Origin of the sequence: Verminephrobacter eiseniae EF01-2 (assembly GCF_000015565.1) — a bacterium.
GTDB classification, from domain to species: Bacteria; Pseudomonadota; Gammaproteobacteria; order Burkholderiales; family Burkholderiaceae_C; genus Acidovorax; species Acidovorax eiseniae.
Genome location: NC_008786.1, coordinates 1,015,513 through 1,030,776, shown reverse-complemented (window position 1 = coordinate 1,030,776; position 15,264 = coordinate 1,015,513). Strand labels below are relative to the sequence as shown.

General features: G+C 61.5%; 10 protein-coding genes, 2 tRNA genes and 3 rRNA genes. 10 read left to right on the top strand and 5 right to left on the bottom strand.

Features of this window, described 5'->3' with window-relative positions; genetic code table 11:
* The first annotated feature begins 367 nt into the window (after window positions 1–367).
* The 5 genes from VEIS_RS04545 (at window position 368) to rrf (ending at window position 5,574) form a co-directional block, all read left to right on the top strand.
* Window positions 368–1,901 (top strand): 16S ribosomal RNA (locus VEIS_RS04545).
* Between the two features lie 86 nt (window positions 1,902–1,987).
* A tRNA-Ile gene (locus tag VEIS_RS04540) sits at window positions 1,988–2,064 on the top strand.
* 36 nt (window positions 2,065–2,100) lie between these two features.
* A tRNA-Ala gene (locus VEIS_RS04535) sits at window positions 2,101–2,176 on the top strand.
* Between the two features lie 281 nt (window positions 2,177–2,457).
* A 23S ribosomal RNA gene (locus VEIS_RS04530) occupies window positions 2,458–5,344 on the top strand.
* Between the two features lie 117 nt (window positions 5,345–5,461).
* Window positions 5,462–5,574: ribosomal RNA gene (rrf, locus tag VEIS_RS04525) — 5S ribosomal RNA — on the top strand.
* The 16S, 23S and 5S rRNA genes sit together here with 2 tRNA genes alongside, the layout of an rRNA operon.
* Before the next feature lie 102 nt (window positions 5,575–5,676).
* Here the strand turns inward: rrf and VEIS_RS04520 are convergent.
* From VEIS_RS04520 to VEIS_RS04500, 5 genes are all read right to left on the bottom strand, one after another.
* Window positions 5,677–6,363, bottom strand: a complete 687-nt coding sequence (locus VEIS_RS04520) for an ABC-type transport auxiliary lipoprotein family protein (RefSeq protein WP_011808715.1) — start codon at window positions 6,361–6,363, stop codon at window positions 5,677–5,679.
* 15 nt (window positions 6,364–6,378) lie between these two features.
* Window positions 6,379–7,344, bottom strand: a complete 966-nt coding sequence (locus tag VEIS_RS04515; protein ID WP_011808714.1) for an MlaD family protein — start codon at window positions 7,342–7,344, stop codon at window positions 6,379–6,381.
* Window positions 7,344–8,174 carry an ABC transporter ATP-binding protein gene (locus VEIS_RS04510; RefSeq protein ID WP_049773815.1) on the bottom strand — a complete coding sequence of 277 codons (831 nt, stop codon included), beginning with the start codon at window positions 8,172–8,174 and terminating at the stop codon, window positions 7,344–7,346. Before VEIS_RS04510 ends, VEIS_RS04515 begins: the two co-directional genes overlap by 1 nt.
* 57 nt (window positions 8,175–8,231) lie before the next feature.
* On the bottom strand, window positions 8,232–9,356 hold the full coding sequence (locus VEIS_RS04505; protein WP_011808712.1) for an MlaE family ABC transporter permease: 1,125 nt from the start codon (window positions 9,354–9,356) through the stop codon (window positions 8,232–8,234).
* Window positions 9,357–9,478: 122 nt separating this feature from the next.
* Window positions 9,479–10,399 (bottom strand): SMP-30/gluconolactonase/LRE family protein, encoded by a 921-nt coding sequence (locus VEIS_RS04500; protein WP_041949807.1) that lies wholly within the window; start codon window positions 10,397–10,399, stop codon window positions 9,479–9,481.
* A 69-nt stretch (window positions 10,400–10,468) separates the two neighbouring features.
* Here VEIS_RS04500 and VEIS_RS25475 point away from each other — a divergent pair, with 69 nt between their 5' ends.
* The 5 genes from VEIS_RS25475 (at window position 10,469) to VEIS_RS04475 (ending at window position 15,254) form a co-directional block, all read left to right on the top strand.
* Window positions 10,469–11,188, top strand: coding sequence for a FadR/GntR family transcriptional regulator (locus VEIS_RS25475; protein WP_086014351.1), 720 nt, complete (start codon window positions 10,469–10,471; stop codon window positions 11,186–11,188).
* Between the two features lie 10 nt (window positions 11,189–11,198).
* The gene (locus VEIS_RS04490; protein WP_011808709.1) at window positions 11,199–12,395 is read left to right on the top strand and encodes a mandelate racemase/muconate lactonizing enzyme family protein; all 1,197 of its coding nucleotides are present in this window, start codon (window positions 11,199–11,201) and stop codon (window positions 12,393–12,395) included.
* A 64-nt stretch (window positions 12,396–12,459) separates the two neighbouring features.
* The gene (locus VEIS_RS04485) at window positions 12,460–13,455 is read left to right on the top strand and encodes a sugar ABC transporter substrate-binding protein (protein WP_011808708.1); all 996 of its coding nucleotides are present in this window, start codon (window positions 12,460–12,462) and stop codon (window positions 13,453–13,455) included.
* 12 nt (window positions 13,456–13,467) lie between these two features.
* Window positions 13,468–14,436, top strand: coding sequence for an ABC transporter permease (locus VEIS_RS04480; protein ID WP_011808707.1), 969 nt, complete (start codon window positions 13,468–13,470; stop codon window positions 14,434–14,436).
* Complete coding sequence (locus tag VEIS_RS04475; protein ID WP_232287845.1) at window positions 14,433–15,254, top strand: ATP-binding cassette domain-containing protein; 822 nt, start codon at window positions 14,433–14,435, stop codon at window positions 15,252–15,254. Before VEIS_RS04480 ends, VEIS_RS04475 begins: the two co-directional genes overlap by 4 nt.
* Window positions 15,255–15,264: the final 10 nt, after the last annotated feature.

Here is a 15,264-nt window from a genome sequence, read left to right as displayed (position 1 = left end):
CATGCTACAGTTGCCGCCCCTGCCAGAAGCCCGGGCAAGCCGGGCCGGCGCGTGATCGAGTGCCAGGAAAGGGCCGAGGAGAGGGGAGTCTGGAAAAAAAGTGGGAGGCGGGCTGGTTTTCGCAAGAAAGCTGTGCTAAAGTAGCGGGCTTGGCTGATCGTAGCCGGTGGCGAGCGGGGATGAAGTAGCGATCTTTAACAAAACACAGCCGATAAGCGTGGGCGTTCGAAGGCGAGTGCTGAGTCCTGGGCGGGAGCAAGCCTGGGGCAGTGCTGTGACAGACGAACGCTCGGAAAGAGCCGGAAAGCCCTGGGCGGAACAAGCCTGGGGAATTCGGCAAGAAAACCGAGCTCAAGCAAAAGAGATCGAACTGAAGAGTTTGATCCTGGCTCAGATTGAACGCTGGCGGCATGCCTTACACATGCAAGTCGAACGGTAGCAGGCCTTAGGGCGCTGACGAGTGGCGAACGGGTGAGTAAGACATCGGAACGTGCCCGATCGAGGGGGATAACGGAGCGAAAGCTCTGCTAATACCGCATAAGATCCGAGGATGAAAGCAGGGGACCGAAAGGCCTTGCGCGGACGGAGCGGCCGATGGCAGATTAGGTAGTTGGTGGGATAAAAGCCTACCAAGCCGACGATCTGTAGCTGGTCTGAGAGGACGACCAGCCACACTGGGACTGAGACACGGCCCAGACTCCTACGGGAGGCAGCAGTGGGGAATTTTGGACAATGGGCGCAAGCCTGATCCAGCCATGCCGCGTGCAGGATGAAGGCCCTCGGGTTGTAAACTGCTTTTGTACGGAACGAAAAGGCCCTGGTGAACAACCGGGGTTGCTGACGGTACCGTAAGAATAAGCACCGGCTAACTACGTGCCAGCAGCCGCGGTAATACGTAGGGTGCGAGCGTTAATCGGAATTACTGGGCGTAAAGCGTGCGCAGGCGGACATGCAAGACAGATGTGAAATCCCCGGGCTCAACCTGGGAACTGCATATGTGACTGCATGACTGGAGTACGGCAGAGGGGGATGGAATTCCGCGTGTAGCAGTGAAATGCGTAGATATGCGGAGGAACACCGATGGCGAAGGCAATCCCCTGGGCCAGTACTGACGCTCATGCACGAAAGCGTGGGGAGCAAACAGGATTAGATACCCTGGTAGTCCACGCCCTAAACGATGTCAACTGGTTGTTGGGTCTTGACTGACTCAGTAACGAAGCCAACGCGTGAAGTTGACCGCCTGGGGAGTACGGCCGCAAGGTTGAAACTCAAAGGAATTGACGGGGACCCGCACAAGCGGTGGATGATGTGGTTTAATTCGACGCAACGCGAAAAACCTTACCCACCTTTGACATGTACGGAAAGCTGCAGAGATGCAGAAGTGCTCGAAAGAGAACCGTAACACAGGTGCTGCATGGCTGTCGTCAGCTCGTGTCGTGAGATGTTGGGTTAAGTCCCGCAACGAGCGCAACCCTTGTCATCAGTTGCCGCATTGAGTTGGGCACTCTGATGAGACTGCCGGTGACAAACCGGAGGAAGGTGGGGATGACGTCAAGTCCTCATGGCCCTTATAGGTGGGGCTACACACGTCATACAATGGCCGGTACAGAGGGCAAGCCAACCCGCGAGGGGGAGCCAATCCCAAAAAGCCGGTCGTAGTCCGGATCGCAGTCTGCAACTCGACTGCGTGAAGTCGGAATCGCTAGTAATCGCGGATCAGAACGCCGCGGTGAATACGTTCCCGGGTCTTGTACACACCGCCCGTCACACCATGGGAGCGGGTTCTGCCAGAAGTAGTTAGCCTAACCGCAAGGAGGGCGACTACCACGGCAGGGTTCGTGACTGGGGTGAAGTCGTAACAAGGTAGCCGTATCGGAAGGTGCGGCTGGATCACCTCCTTTCTGGAAAAAGACAGCAGACAAAAGCAGCAAACGAAATCGAACGCCCACACTTATCGGTTGTTGGAACGGGTTGGCGCGAGCCGACGGGGTCTGTAGCTCAGTTGGTCAGAGCACCGTCTTGATAAGGCGGGGGTCGTTGGTTCGAGCCCAACCAGACCCACCAGAGGCCAGACACCAGAGCCAGACAACAGGCAGGCCCGGGGGATTAGCTCAGCTGGGAGAGCACCTGCTTTGCAAGCAGGGGGTCGTCGGTTCGATCCCGTCATCCTCCACCACACCGACAACACCAAAGCGGCCTTGAGTCCGAAACGAGGGACAGAGAAACCTCGGGAAAGACAAAAGACCCCTTCGTTGTTGATCGACATCGAGAGATCGAACGGCTGTTCATTAAAAATTCATAGAGTCGAATCAGCGTCGCCGGCAAAGGCTGCGGGCCCGACCAAGGGCCGAGCAGCGCTGGCTGGCGACAGGGAAATCCGATTGCGTCAAAACGGATATTCAAACAGCGCTTGAAGAACTGAACACAGATGACTTGCGAAAGACATCAAAGTTATGGGGTCAAGTGACTAAGAGCATGTGGTGGATGCCTTGGCGATTACAGGCGACGAAAGACGTGAAGGCCTGCGAAAAGCTCCGGGGAGCTGGCGAACGAGCATTGATCCGGAGATATCTGAATGGGGAAACCCACCTCGCAAGAGGTATCGCGCGCTCAATACATAGGCGCGCGAGGCGAACCGGGCGAACTGAAACATCTCAGTAGCCCGAGGAAAAGACATCAACCGAGATTCCGAAAGTAGTGGCGAGCGAAATCGGAACAGCCATCCAGAGATAGCATGACGGTTAGCAAAACGGGCTGGAAAGCCCGGCCATAGAAGGTGAAAGCCCTGTATGCGAAAACCGGAATGTGGTACCGAGCTGGAGAAAAGTAGGGCGGGACACGAGAAATCCTGTCTGAAGACGGGGGGACCATCCTCCAAGGCTAAATACTCGTAATCGACCGATAGTGAACCAGTACCGTGAGGGAAAGGCGAAAAGAACCCCGGGAGGGGAGTGAAACAGATCCTGAAACCGCATGCTTACAAAAAGTAGGAGCCCGCAAGGGTGACTGCGTACCTTTTGTATAATGGGTCAGCGACTTACATTCAGTGGCAAGGTTAACCGAATAGGGAAGCCGAAGAGAAATCGAGTCCGAACAGGGCGAGAAAGTCGCTGGGTGTAGACCCGAAACCAAGTGATCTATCCATGGCCAGGATGAAGGTGCCGTAACAGGTACTGGAGGTCCGAACCCACTGGTGTTGCAAAACCAGGGGATGAGCTGTGGATAGGGGTGAAAGGCTAATCAAACTTGGAAATAGCTGGTTCTCTCCGAAAACTATTTAGGTAGTGCCTCAAGTATTACCTGCGGGGGTAGAGCACTGTCTAGGCTAGGGGGTCATGGCGACTTACCAAACCTATGCAAACTCCGAATACCGCAGAGTACAGCTTGGGAGACAGAGCACCGGGTGCTAACGTCCGGACTCAAGAGGGAAACAACCCAGACCGCCAGCTAAGGTCCCTAAAATTGGCTAAGTGGGAAACGAAGTGGGAAGGCAAAAACAGTCAGGATGTTGGCTTAGAAGCAGCCATCATTTAAAGAAAGCGTAATAGCTCACTGATCGAGTCGTCCTGCGCGGAAGATGTAACGGGGCTCAAGCCAGTTACCGAAGCTGCGGATTTGCCAGGCCCCGCGCCTGGCAAGTGGTAGGAGAGCGTTCTGTAGGCCAGTGAAGGTGTCCGGCAACGGATGCTGGAGGTATCAGAAGTGCGAATGCTGACATGAGTAGCGTTAAAGGGGGTGAAAAGCCCCCTCGCCGTAAGCGCAAGGTTTTCTACGCAACGTTCATCGGCGTAGAGTGAGTCGGCCCCTAAGGCGAGGCAGAAATGCGTAGCTGATGGGAAACAGGTCAATATTCCTGTACCGATGTGCAGTGCGATGTGGGAACGAAGAAGGTTAGCTCAGCCAACGGTTGGAAGAGTTGGTTCAAGCCCGTAGTCATGCCCGGCAGGCAAATCCACCGGGTGCAGATGAGAGGTGATAACGAGTCTGCTCGCAGACGAAGTGAGTGATACCCGGCTTCCAGGAAAAGCCACTAAGCTTCAGCTGCACACGACCGTACCGCAAACCGACACAGGTGCGCGAGATGAGTATTCTAAGGCGCTTGAGAGAACTCAGGAGAAGGAACTCGGCAAATTGATACCGTAACTTCGGGAGAAGGTATGCCCCAAGTAGGTGAACTCGAACAGAGGGAGCCGATCGGGGTTGCAAAAAAACGGTGGCTGCGACTGTTTAATAAAAACACAGCACTCTGCAAACACGAAAGTGGACGTATAGGGTGTGACGCCTGCCCGGTGCTGGAAGATTAAATGATGGGGTGCAAGCTCTTGATTGAAGTCCCAGTAAACGGCGGCCGTAACTATAACGGTCCTAAGGTAGCGAAATTCCTTGTCGGGTAAGTTCCGACCTGCACGAATGGCGTAACGATGGCCACACTGTCTCCTCCTGAGACTCAGCGAAGTTGAAATGTTTGTGATGATGCAATCTCCCCGCGGAAAGACGGAAAGACCCCATGAACCTTTACTGCAGCTTTGTATTGGACTTTGAACAGGTCTGTGTAGGATAGGTGGGAGGCTTTGAAGTGAGGTCGCCAGACTTCATGGAGCCAACGTTGAAATACCACCCTGGCATGTTTGAGGTTCTAACCCGGGTCCATCATCTGGATCGGGAACAGTGCATGGTAGGCAGTTTGACTGGGGCGGTCTCCTCCCAAAGCGTAACGGAGGAGCTCGAAGGTACGCTAGTTACGGTCGGACATCGTGACGATAGTGCAATGGCATAAGCGTGCTTGACTGCGAGACGGACATGTCGAGCAGATGCGAAAGCAGGACATAGTGATCCGGTGGTTCTGTATGGAAGGGCCATCGCTCAACGGATAAAAGGTACTCTGGGGATAACAGGCTGATACCGCCCAAGAGTTCATATCGACGGCGGTGTTTGGCACCTCGATGTCGGCTCATCTCATCCTGGGGCTGTAGCCGGTCCCAAGGGTATGGCTGTTCGCCATTTAAAGAGGTACGTGAGCTGGGTTTAAAACGTCGTGAGACAGTTTGGTCCCTATCTTCCGTGGGCGCTGCAGATTTGAGAAAGCCTGCTCCTAGTACGAGAGGACCGGAGTGGACACACCTCTGGTGTATCGGTTGTCACGCCAGTGGCATCGCCGAGTAGCTATGTGTGGAAGAGATAACCGCTGAAAGCATCTAAGCGGGAAACTCGTTTCAAGATGAGATCTGCCGGGGCCTTGAGCCCCCTCAAGAGCCGTTCCAGACCAGAACGTTGATAGGCAGGGTGTGTACCCGCAGCAATGCGTTGAGCTTACCTGTACTAATTGCTCGTGCGGCTTGACCCCATAACTTTGTTGTCCCGCAACCTACGCAATCGAACTTCCCAGCTGACCCCCCGACCCTATGAATGCCGGCGCGCCTGTACCACCCCATCCCCTCAGGCCCGCCACCACCCAGTTACGCCTGATGACCATAGCAAGTTGGCCCCACTCCTTCCCATCCCGAACAGGACAGTGAAACGACTTCGCGCCGATGATAGTGCGGCTCCCCGTGTGAAAGTAGGTCATCGTCAGGCTCCCTTCTACCTCCCCCACCAACCAACCCCCCAGTCCTGATCCACTGGGGGGTTTTTTGCGTTTGTTTGGGCAGCGTAATTCACAACCGCAATCGGATCTGATCAGTGCGGCGTGGACTCCACCTGCTCCACCCATTCGGCCAACTCGCTGGCCAACTGTGTCGAGGCTTCGGCCAGCGCAGCCACCCCGCCGGCGGCATCGGTTGAGCGGGCAGGCTTTTGCATGATGAACACCCGCTGCCCGCGCAGTGATTCGCCCGTCGGGGTGCGCTCGACCATGGTGGCGCGCAGGCGCACGACGCCGGCGCTTTGTGTCGGGCTGTTGAACAGGTGGCTGAACTCCTCCAGTTCCACGCGCAGCAGCAGATGGCCGCTGCGGGTGGCGCCCCGGCTCTGGGCAGCGCCGTCGTCGGCCTTGAGGACGGCGCGGCGCCGGCCGATCTGCTCGCGCAGTTGCTGCTGCAGCAATTGGGCGGGCGGCTGGCTCCAGCGGGCATGGCTGTAGGGGTGCAGTTGTCGGGCGTCGGCATAGGCCAGGCGGTAGAGCACTGCGCTGCTGCCATCGGGCAGGCCCGGCGCCTCTACATCGGCCAGGACCAACGCCGGCAGCGCTGCACGGCGCCCGGCCGGTGCCGGTGCCACGCTGGCGGGACCAAAGTCGTACAGCATGGGGCGGGTTGGCACTGCGGGCAGCGCCGCGCAGCCGGTCAGCAGCATGGCGCCCAGCAGCCCCAGGCCATGAATGGCTATGGCGCCAGAACCAGATGCCTTGCTTTTGATGGTGTTCATGGGCTTTCTTCAGGATCAGGGTGCGGTAAAGCCGGTTTCGCCGGGGCCGGGCGGGATGCGGCCCGGGCCGTAGAGGAGCAGTTGCGGGTTGTCGGCGACGCCGCTTGCTGTGCGGTTGATCTGGCGCGCTGCGCGTGCAATATCGTCTGCGGCGCGGTTCAGGCGCGGCAGCGTGGTGCTGCCAAACTGCTCGGCCGCATGAGTCAAGGCCCGGGTGCCGTGGCTGATCTGGTCGATGGCACCGTCTTCGGCGTTCAGGCGCTGGCTGGTTCTGCCGATGTCGCTGGCCAGGGCCGATACGCTGGCGCTGGCCTGTTGCAGCGACTGCAAGGTTTTGCGGGCGTCGTCGGCCAGTGGCGGCAGTGCAGCCAGGGCCGAGTCCAGACGCTGGGCAACGCTGGCGTCGAGCCGCCGGGTGAGGGTGTCGATATGGCTGGCAACTTGGCTGAAATGGCCCAGGGCTTCGGTCAGCAACTGCTGGTTGCCATCGCCCAGCAGTTGGTTGATGCGGCGCGTGGCTTCGTCGGCCTGTGCCAGGATGGTGGGGGCCTGCTCGGCCAGCCTGCCGAATGGCGAGGGTTTGAGCGGCAAGCGCGGTAAGCCGCCGGGGCCGGGGGGCAGCGCGGGGTAAGGTGTGGCGGCATCGTCGAGCAGCACATGGGCCAGGCCCGTCACGCCCTGATAGCCGAGCACGGCATAGGTGGTGGGGCTGATGGGCGCTTGTTCGTTGACGGCAATGCGGATCAGCACATTGCCGTTGACCTGCGGATCAAAGCCGATGCGCGTGACTTTGCCGACGGCCACGCCCTTGTAGCGCACATTGGCTTGGGGCTGCAGGCCGCTCACGCCGTCCCGGGTGGAGAGTTCGTACTCCTCGTAGTAGGCGTTGTCGCGCGTGAGCCAGAGGCTCAGGCCCGCCAGCATGGCGGCGACCAGCAGCACGAACAAGCCTGCGGCGAGGGCATGGGATTTGTTTTCCATCAGTGGTGTTCCTGGTCTGGTGCGGGCGCAGCGGCCGGCATCGGGGCCGTGATCGGTGCGGGGGCCATGGCGCGCTGGCCGCGTTCGCCCATGAAGAAATGCGTGATGAACGGGTGCTTGAAATGCGCAACCTGGCGCGGCGTGCCGCTGACGATGAGCTTCTTGTCGGCCAGCACGGCCACGCGGGTGCTGAGTGCGAACAGGGTGTCCAGATCATGCGTGACCATGACCACGGTCAAGCCCAGCGCCGCATGCAGTTCGCGCAGCAGGGCGCAGAAGTCGTCGGCACTGCTGGGGTCCAGGCCGGCGGTGGGCTCGTCGAGCAGCAGCAGTGGCGGGTCCATGATCAGTGCCCGCGCCAGCGCCACACGCTTGACCATGCCGCCCGACAAATCGGCCGGCATGCGGCTGGCGTGCCCGGGCTGGAGCCCCACCATTTGCAGCTTGACCAAGGCCGCGTCGCGCACCAGGTCAGCCGGCAGCGTGCCCTGCTCGCGCAACGCAAAAGCCACGTTGTCGAGCACATTGAAGGCCGAAAACAGCGCGCCATGCTGGAACAGCATGCCCACGCGGCTGGCGGCGCCCGCGCGTCCCATCTGCGCTGCCGGGTGGCCGAGCACGGTGACCTGGCCGCGTGTGGGCCGGGCCAGACCCAGGATCTGGCGCAGCAGCACTGTTTTGCCGCTGCCCGAGCCGCCCACCAGCGCGAGCATTTCGCCGCGCTGCACGGTCAGTTGCAGGTCTTGGTGCACGGTGAAGGCTTCGGCGCCCTTGCCGAACAGGGTCCACAGGCCTTGCACATCGACCACGGGCGGCGCATCGGCGGCCATGGGGGCAGGTTCGGCAGGCTCGGCAGGTGCAGTGCGTGTCGTCACGGCCTGGCTACCTTAGATCCCGATGGTCTTGAAGGTCACGGCGAACAATGCGTCGACGACGATGACCATGGTGATGGCACTGACCACCGACGCCGTGGTGCCTTCGCCCAGGCTCTGGGTGTCGGGCCTGACGCGCAGGCCCCAGTGGCAGCCGATGAGCGCAATGCCTGCGCCAAACACCACCGACTTGGCCATGGCCAGCCCCAGGTTGCCCGGCCTGACGGCCGCGGGCAGTGCCTGCGCGAAGTACGCCGGCGATATGCCCATGGTCAGGTCTGCAGCCAGCATGCCGCCGGCCAACGCGGCCAGCGTGGTCCACAGGCTGAGCAGCGGCATGGCCAGCGCCAGTGCCAGCGTGCGCGGCAACACCAGCCGAAAGCCGTGCGCAATGCCCATGACGCGCATCGCATCGAGTTCTTCGGTGACGCGCATCACGCCGATCTGCGCCGTGATCGCCGAGCCCGAGCGCCCCGCCACCAGGATGGCGGCCAGCATCGGGCCGAGCTCGCGGATCAGCGAAATGCCCAGGATGTTGACGATGAACGACTCGGCGCCAAATTGCCGCAGTTGCAGCGACATCAGATAGGCCAGCACCACGCCGATCAGGAAACCCACCAGCGCGGTAATGGGCAGTGCGGTGGCGCCCATGCGGTACAGGTGGCCCGAGACATCGCGCCAAGGCCCGCGGCGCGGCGCACGGGCCAAGCGGGCCAGGTCGAGCACCAACTGGCCGAGCATTTCCAGAATATGGCGCGCATGCTCCACGCCATGCAGCACCAGCAGGCCCAGGTGGTCAACCTGGGCCGCCAGCCGCCAGGGCGCAGGGGGCGGTGCCGTGGTGCTGAACTGCGCCACGCGCGCGAGCATGCTGCGCTGGCTGTCGGTGCAGGCCAGTTGCTGCGGCCAAGCCCGCTGCCAGTGGTTCCACAGCAGTTGGGCGCCGACATGGTCCAGCCACTGCAACGCCCGCAAATCCCAGCCCAGGGTTGGCACGGCCGGGTGCTTGCGCAACTGCCCGGACAGGGCCTGCCACTGGGCTGCGTTCCCCAATTCGGCCGCACCCCAGCGCCCATACAACTGCGCGCAAGGCCCCTGGGGCGTATCGGCGCGGACAATGCAAGGTACGTGGTCGGTCATGGGCCGGGGGCGCAGGGGACACCAGACAAGGAGGACATGGCCTGCATGGTAGCGGAGCCTGCGACCCGGGCGCCGATGCCCGGCAGGGCGAGGCCACGGGGCAGGCTGCTGCGCGCCGCTGCTCAAGCGCACTGAAATGCAAAGCTCGGCAGTCCGGGGACTTCGGTTCGCAGCGCAAAGACCCCGCCCGCCAGTCGATCGCCGGCGGCGGTGCCGATGCGGGCGCTGGTGACGTAGAGGGTGCGGTAGTCGGGCCCGCCGAAAGCACAGGTGGTAGGGTTGTGTGTCGGGGCTTCGATGATTCGATCGAGCGCTCCATCCGGCGCAATCCGAACCACGCAGCCGCCGCCGAACCGGCAGTTCCAGACAAACCCTTGCGCATCGATCGCCGAGCCATCGGGCAATCCGCGCCCGAATCCGGTAAACAAGATGCGCCGCTGGCCCAGAACGCCGCCGCCGTCCTGGTCGGCCCAATCGGCCCGATAGTCGGCGCAGTAGAGCGTATTGGCCAGCGTGTCGCCAAAGATCAGGCAGCGCTGATCCGGGGTCCAGCAAAGCGTGTTGGCGATGCCAAACCCGGTCTGATGCACGGTCGCCGAGTGCGCATCGCGGCCGACGCTCATCAGCACCCCCTCGCTTCCCCCGGCATCGCGCACAGTGCCATCGGGGTTGACATTGTTGCGCATCGAGCCTACCCAAAAGCGGCCCTCCGGCCCGCTGCGCCCTTCGTTGAATCGAACCTGCGGCCAGCCGCGCAGCCGCGCCCCATGGTCGACGCGCTCGTCCGTGGCTGGCGTCCACAACAGCAAGCGCGACCCCAGTGCCACGAGCAGACAACCGGCGCGATCCGTGCGCGACAGCGCCACCACGGGCTCTTCGAAGAACCAGGACTTGATGCAGCCATCCCGGGCGCTCAGCCGGTGCAACAGAAAGCGGGTCACGTCCGTCCAGTACAGGGCCTGTTCAGCCTCGACCCACAAAGCGCCTTCCCCGCATCCGCTGCCCACGGGGGCGACACATTCCCAGCGGTGTTCCTCGTTCATATGGGTACTTTCCCTTGGTTTATACGACAGCTATTGCAAACCAATCCTACAGGTTCAATAATTCTCATCATGCAAGATAGCGGCGTCAAGTGTGATGACAGCGTTTCGAACCGGACATCCGGCGTCACGGACGCGGTGATCAAGCTCATCCACCAGGACCGCTTGCTCCCCGACGACAGCCTGCCCAGTGAAGGCGAGTTCGCCCGGAGATTGGGGGTCGGTCGGGGGGTGGTGCGCGAGGCGTTCAAGGCGCTCGAGGCGCTCGGCATTCTGAATCTGGCGCCAGGCAAGCGGGCCCGTGTGGGCCGGCTCAAGAGCCATATGCTGGCTTTGCTGATGGACCACGCGGTGGTCACGATGCAGGTCAATGTGCAGCAGACGCTGGACTTGCGGCGCACGCTGGAAATGCGCACCGCCTGGCTGGCAGCATTGCGCCGCAGCGCAGCCGAGCTCACGCTCATCCGGCAAGCGGCGGTGGCCATGCGTCAGCACGGCACGGGCCATGAATCGCCGACCGAAGACGACATTGCGTTCCATGTGGCCATCGCGCGCGCCGCACAGAACCCCCTTTACGCGTTGCTGATCGAGGGCTTTCGGCTCGTGATTTGGCAGACTGCGCCGATCAGTTGGGCAGCGCGCCAAAGCGATGAGGAGCGCAGCGCGGTGCATGACATGCACGACGCCATCGTCGACGCGATCGCCCGGCAAGACGCCGGCGCCGCTGAAGCGGCCATGGCGGCACATTTTGACAACAGCGTGCAGGCATTGATTGCCGCCGGTGTAACCTGAAGGAACTGGCGTGAAAATCACCGCCATCGAAACCCTGCGCCCGCAAGAGTTTCCGAACCTGTTGTGGGTATTGGTGCACACGGATGAGGGCCTTACCGGACTGGGCGAGACGTTTTACGGAGCTTGCTCGGCCGAAGCCTATATCCATGAATGGGCCGCAGCCCGGCTCATCGGTGAGGATCCGTTGCAGATCGACAGGCACGCAAAACGCCTGTCAGGCTATCTCGGTTTTCGCAGCGCGGGCGCGGAGATGCGTGGCAACTCGGCGCTGGATATCGCGCTTTGGGATATTTTCGGAAAATTCACCGGACAGCCGATCTACCAATTGCTCGGTGGCAAATGCCGGGACAGCATCCGGACTTACAACACCTGCGCCGGCCCGCATTATGTGCGCAGCACCAAACAGCAGTCGGTGGCCAACTGGGGGCTGGCGGACAGCCGCCATGCCCGCCATGACGATCTGAATGGTTTTTTGCAGCGCGCCGACGAACTGGCGCTGGATCTGCTCGACTCCGGCATCAGCGCGATGAAAATCTGGCCCTTCGACCCCTATGCCGAGGCGAGCGACGGTCATTACATCTCCAAGACTGATCTGAAACGCGCGCTGGAACCCTTCGAGAAAATCCGCAAGGCGGTGGGCGACAAAATGGACGTGATGGTCGAATTCCATTCGCTCTGGAACCTGCTGCCGGCCATACAGATTGCGCAAGCACTGCGTGAATACGACACCTTCTGGCATGAGGACCCGATACGGATGGACAGTCTGGCATCGCTCAAGCGCTACGCCGAACGCAGTCCGGCGCCGGTCTGCGCATCGGAAACACTGGCGACCCGCTGGGGTTTTCGGGATTTGCTGGAAACCGGTGCCGCCGGCATCGTGATGCTGGATATTTCCTGGTGCGGCGGCTTGTCCGAGGCGCGCAAGATTGCCAGCATGGCCGAAGCCTGGCATTTGCCGGTCGCGCCGCATGACTGCACCGGGCCCGTGGTACTGACGGCCTCCACCCATTTGTCGCTGAATGCGCCGAATGCCTTGGTGCAGGAATCGGTGCGGGCTTTTTATGAAGGCTGGTATCGCGATCTGGTCACGGCCCTGCCGGTGGTGCACAACGGGCATATCACCGTGCCGCCGGGACCCGGACTGGGGCTGGAACTCAGCCCCGATATTCGGCAGCGGTTGACGATTGCCGGTCAAAGCAGCAGTTGACAGGCAACGGACGTCCGGCGGACGCCGGGGTCGATTTTTCAAGGAAACCCAGGAAGGAGACGACATGCATGGCTTGACAATGACGGCGCGCGCGCTGGCGCTCGCCAGCGGATTATTCATCGCGGCTGCACCCGGCCGGGCACAGAATGAACAGCCTTTGAAGCTCGCCTATGTCATTCACTCCAGTGCCAGCAACAGCTTCTGGCAGGCGGTGAAAAAAGGCATGGATGAAGCCTGCGCCCAAGTGCAGGCGCAATGCCGGATGATTTTCACCCAAACGGAGGGTGCCGTGCCCGAGCAGGTGAGCAATCTGCAAGCGGCAATGGCCGGCAAACCGGATGCGATCATCACCACCATCGTTGACGACAAAGCCATTGAACCGGTGATCAAGGACGCGCGCAGCAAGGGAATCACGGTTTTGGCCGCGAATGCGGACCATAGCCAGGGTGCCAAGGGCAGCGTGCGGCAGTCTTTCATCGGCCAGGGGTTCGACGCTGCCGGCTATACGCTGGGGCAAAAACTGGCAGAGAAATTTCCGAAAACCGGGCCGATCAACGTGCTGGTCGGTGTCTCGGCCCCGGGCCAGAATTGGTCTGAGCAACGTGGTGCCGGCATCATCCGCTTCCTGGCGGATTACAAGGCGGCCAATTCCGGGCGCACCGTGGCCTGGAAACGCATTGACTCCGGCACGGATTTGGCGGTGACGGCCGAGCGCGTTGGCGCGTATCTGAACGCCAATCCCGACACCACCGCTTATTTCGACACCGGACTCTGGCATGCCGGCGTGGCCAAGGTGCTCAAAGACCGTGGCGTGCCGCCGGGCAAGATATTGCTCGCCGGTTTCGACATCGTGCCGGATGTGCTCAGCAGCATGAAGGCCGGCTACATTCAGGTGCAAGTCGATCAGCAGCCGTATTTGCAGGGTTACCTGCCGGTGCTGCAGGCCCATTTGATGAAGAAATTCAAACTGTCCGCGTGGGATGTGGAGACGGGCAAGGGCTTATTGCTGCCCGAGCAGGTGGATGGCGTGATCGCGTTGTCCCGCAAGGGTTATCGCTGAAACCCCTTGGCCATGAAACGCATACTCAAGGTCTATCTGGCCAAGCCGGAATTGGCGGCGGGCTTGATGCTGGTGCTGCTGGCGCTGCTGCTGCAAGCAACGAGCGGCGGGGTCTTCCTGACGCCGGGCAACCTGGGCGGGGTGATGGGGGTGGTGCCGGAAATCGGCTTGGTCGCGGTGGGTGCCGCAGTCTTGATGATTGCCGGTGAATTCGATCTCTCGGTCGGTTCGGTGTTCGCCTTTGGCTCCATGCTCGCCTGCGTTCTGGCCACGCACGGCTGGCCCATGGCCGCATCCATGCCCTTGGCGCTGCTGTGCTGCGCCGCGCTCGGGTTCATGAACGGCTGGCTGACGCTGCGCTTTCGCATCCCTTCGTTCATCACGACGCTGGGCATGTTGTTCATCGTGCGCAGCCTGACGGTGGTCATCTCCGGCGGGTTTCCGCCGCCATTTCCCGACGATGCCCCGACCTGGCTGTTCACCGACACGGTCGGGCCGCTGCGGTTGTCGATGTTCTGGTTCCTCGGTCTGTGCACGCTGCTCGCGCTGGTCTTGGGGGTGTCGAACTACGGCAACTGGATACGCGCCACGGGCGGCATGCCGGAGGCCGCGCAAGCCATCGGCATCCGCACGGACCGGGTCAAGCTCAGTTGCTTTGTGCTGTGCTCGGTGCTGGCCGGCTTTGCCGGCATGTTGCAGGTCATGCGGCTGGGCTCCCCGCTGCCTTCCCTCGGCGACGGGCTGGAGTTGCAGGCCGTTGCCGCCGCGGTGATCGGGGGGACTGCCCTCGGCGGCGGGGTCGGGACCGTGCTGGGCGCAGTGATCGGTGTGGTTCTGATCCGCGCGATCGACAACGGCATGGTGGTCTCGGATGTCGATGCCAACTGGTTCAAGTTCGCCATTGGTGCGCTGACCATTTGCGCGGTGATTGCCAACAGCCATCTGCGCGACATGGCCAAGAAGATGAAGGTTCAGGTATGAGCACCGTTTCACTGCCGGCCCGCAGCGGCCCGGCGCCGCGCATCGCATCCCGGGCGCCAGGGGAGGCTGCGGTCGAGCCGGGGTCTGGCAAGGATGTGCTGATCCGCTGCACCGGATTGCACAAGTGGTACTCGGGCGTGCACGCGCTGCGCGATGTCAGCCTCGACATCGGGCAGCGGCAGGTCGTCGGCCTGCTCGGCGACAACGGTGCCGGCAAGTCGACCCTGATCAAGATCCTTTCTGGCGCGCACCGCCCGGATGCCGGCACGATCGAGTTTCTGGGCCAGACGGTGGACATCCGTTCGCCGAAAGACGCGATGCGCCTGGGCATAGAAACCATCCATCAGTACAACTCGATGGTTCCGTGCATGAGCATCGCGCGGAACATCTTTCTCGGCCGCGAGCCGATGAAGTGGCGCATCGGCAACTGCGGCTGGCTGGACCGCCAGCGGATGCAGACAGAGGCGGTGGCGGCCATTGCCGCTGTCGATTTGCATCTGCGCTCGCCGGATGCGCTGGTCGGCGAACTATCGGGTGGCCAGCGCCAGGGCGTGGCGATTGCGCGCGCCATGCATTTCAAGACCAAGGCGCTGATCCTCGACGAGCCTACCAATCACCTGTCGGTCCGGGAGACGAACAAGGTCATCGACTTCGTCAAGAGCCTGCCCGGGCAAAACATGACCGGCATCTTCATCAGCCACAATCTGCACCATGTTTTTCAGACCTGCGACCGCATCGTGGTGATGTCGCGCGGCCAACTGGTCGCTGACCGCCCGGTGCACGCCATCACCATCGATGAGGTCCAGGACCTGCTCTGACCCCAAGGAA

Coding starts and splice junctions, on each gene's coding strand:
- VEIS_RS04520 (WP_011808715.1), bottom strand. CDS start 6,363: ATGAACACCATCAAAAGCAAGGCATCTGGTTCTGGCGCCATAGCCATT.
- VEIS_RS04515 (WP_011808714.1), bottom strand. CDS start 7,344: ATGGAAAACAAATCCCATGCCCTCGCCGCAGGCTTGTTCGTGCTGCTG.
- VEIS_RS04510 (WP_049773815.1), bottom strand. CDS start 8,174: ATGGCCGCCGATGCGCCGCCCGTGGTCGATGTGCAAGGCCTGTGGACC.
- VEIS_RS04505 (WP_011808712.1), bottom strand. CDS start 9,356: ATGACCGACCACGTACCTTGCATTGTCCGCGCCGATACGCCCCAGGGG.
- VEIS_RS04500 (WP_041949807.1), bottom strand. CDS start 10,399: ATGAACGAGGAACACCGCTGGGAATGTGTCGCCCCCGTGGGCAGCGGA.
- VEIS_RS25475 (WP_086014351.1), top strand. CDS start 10,469: ATGCAAGATAGCGGCGTCAAGTGTGATGACAGCGTTTCGAACCGGACA.
- VEIS_RS04485 (WP_011808708.1), top strand. CDS start 12,460: ATGCATGGCTTGACAATGACGGCGCGCGCGCTGGCGCTCGCCAGCGGA.
- VEIS_RS04480 (WP_011808707.1), top strand. CDS start 13,468: ATGAAACGCATACTCAAGGTCTATCTGGCCAAGCCGGAATTGGCGGCG.
- VEIS_RS04475 (WP_232287845.1), top strand. CDS start 14,433: ATGAGCACCGTTTCACTGCCGGCCCGCAGCGGCCCGGCGCCGCGCATC.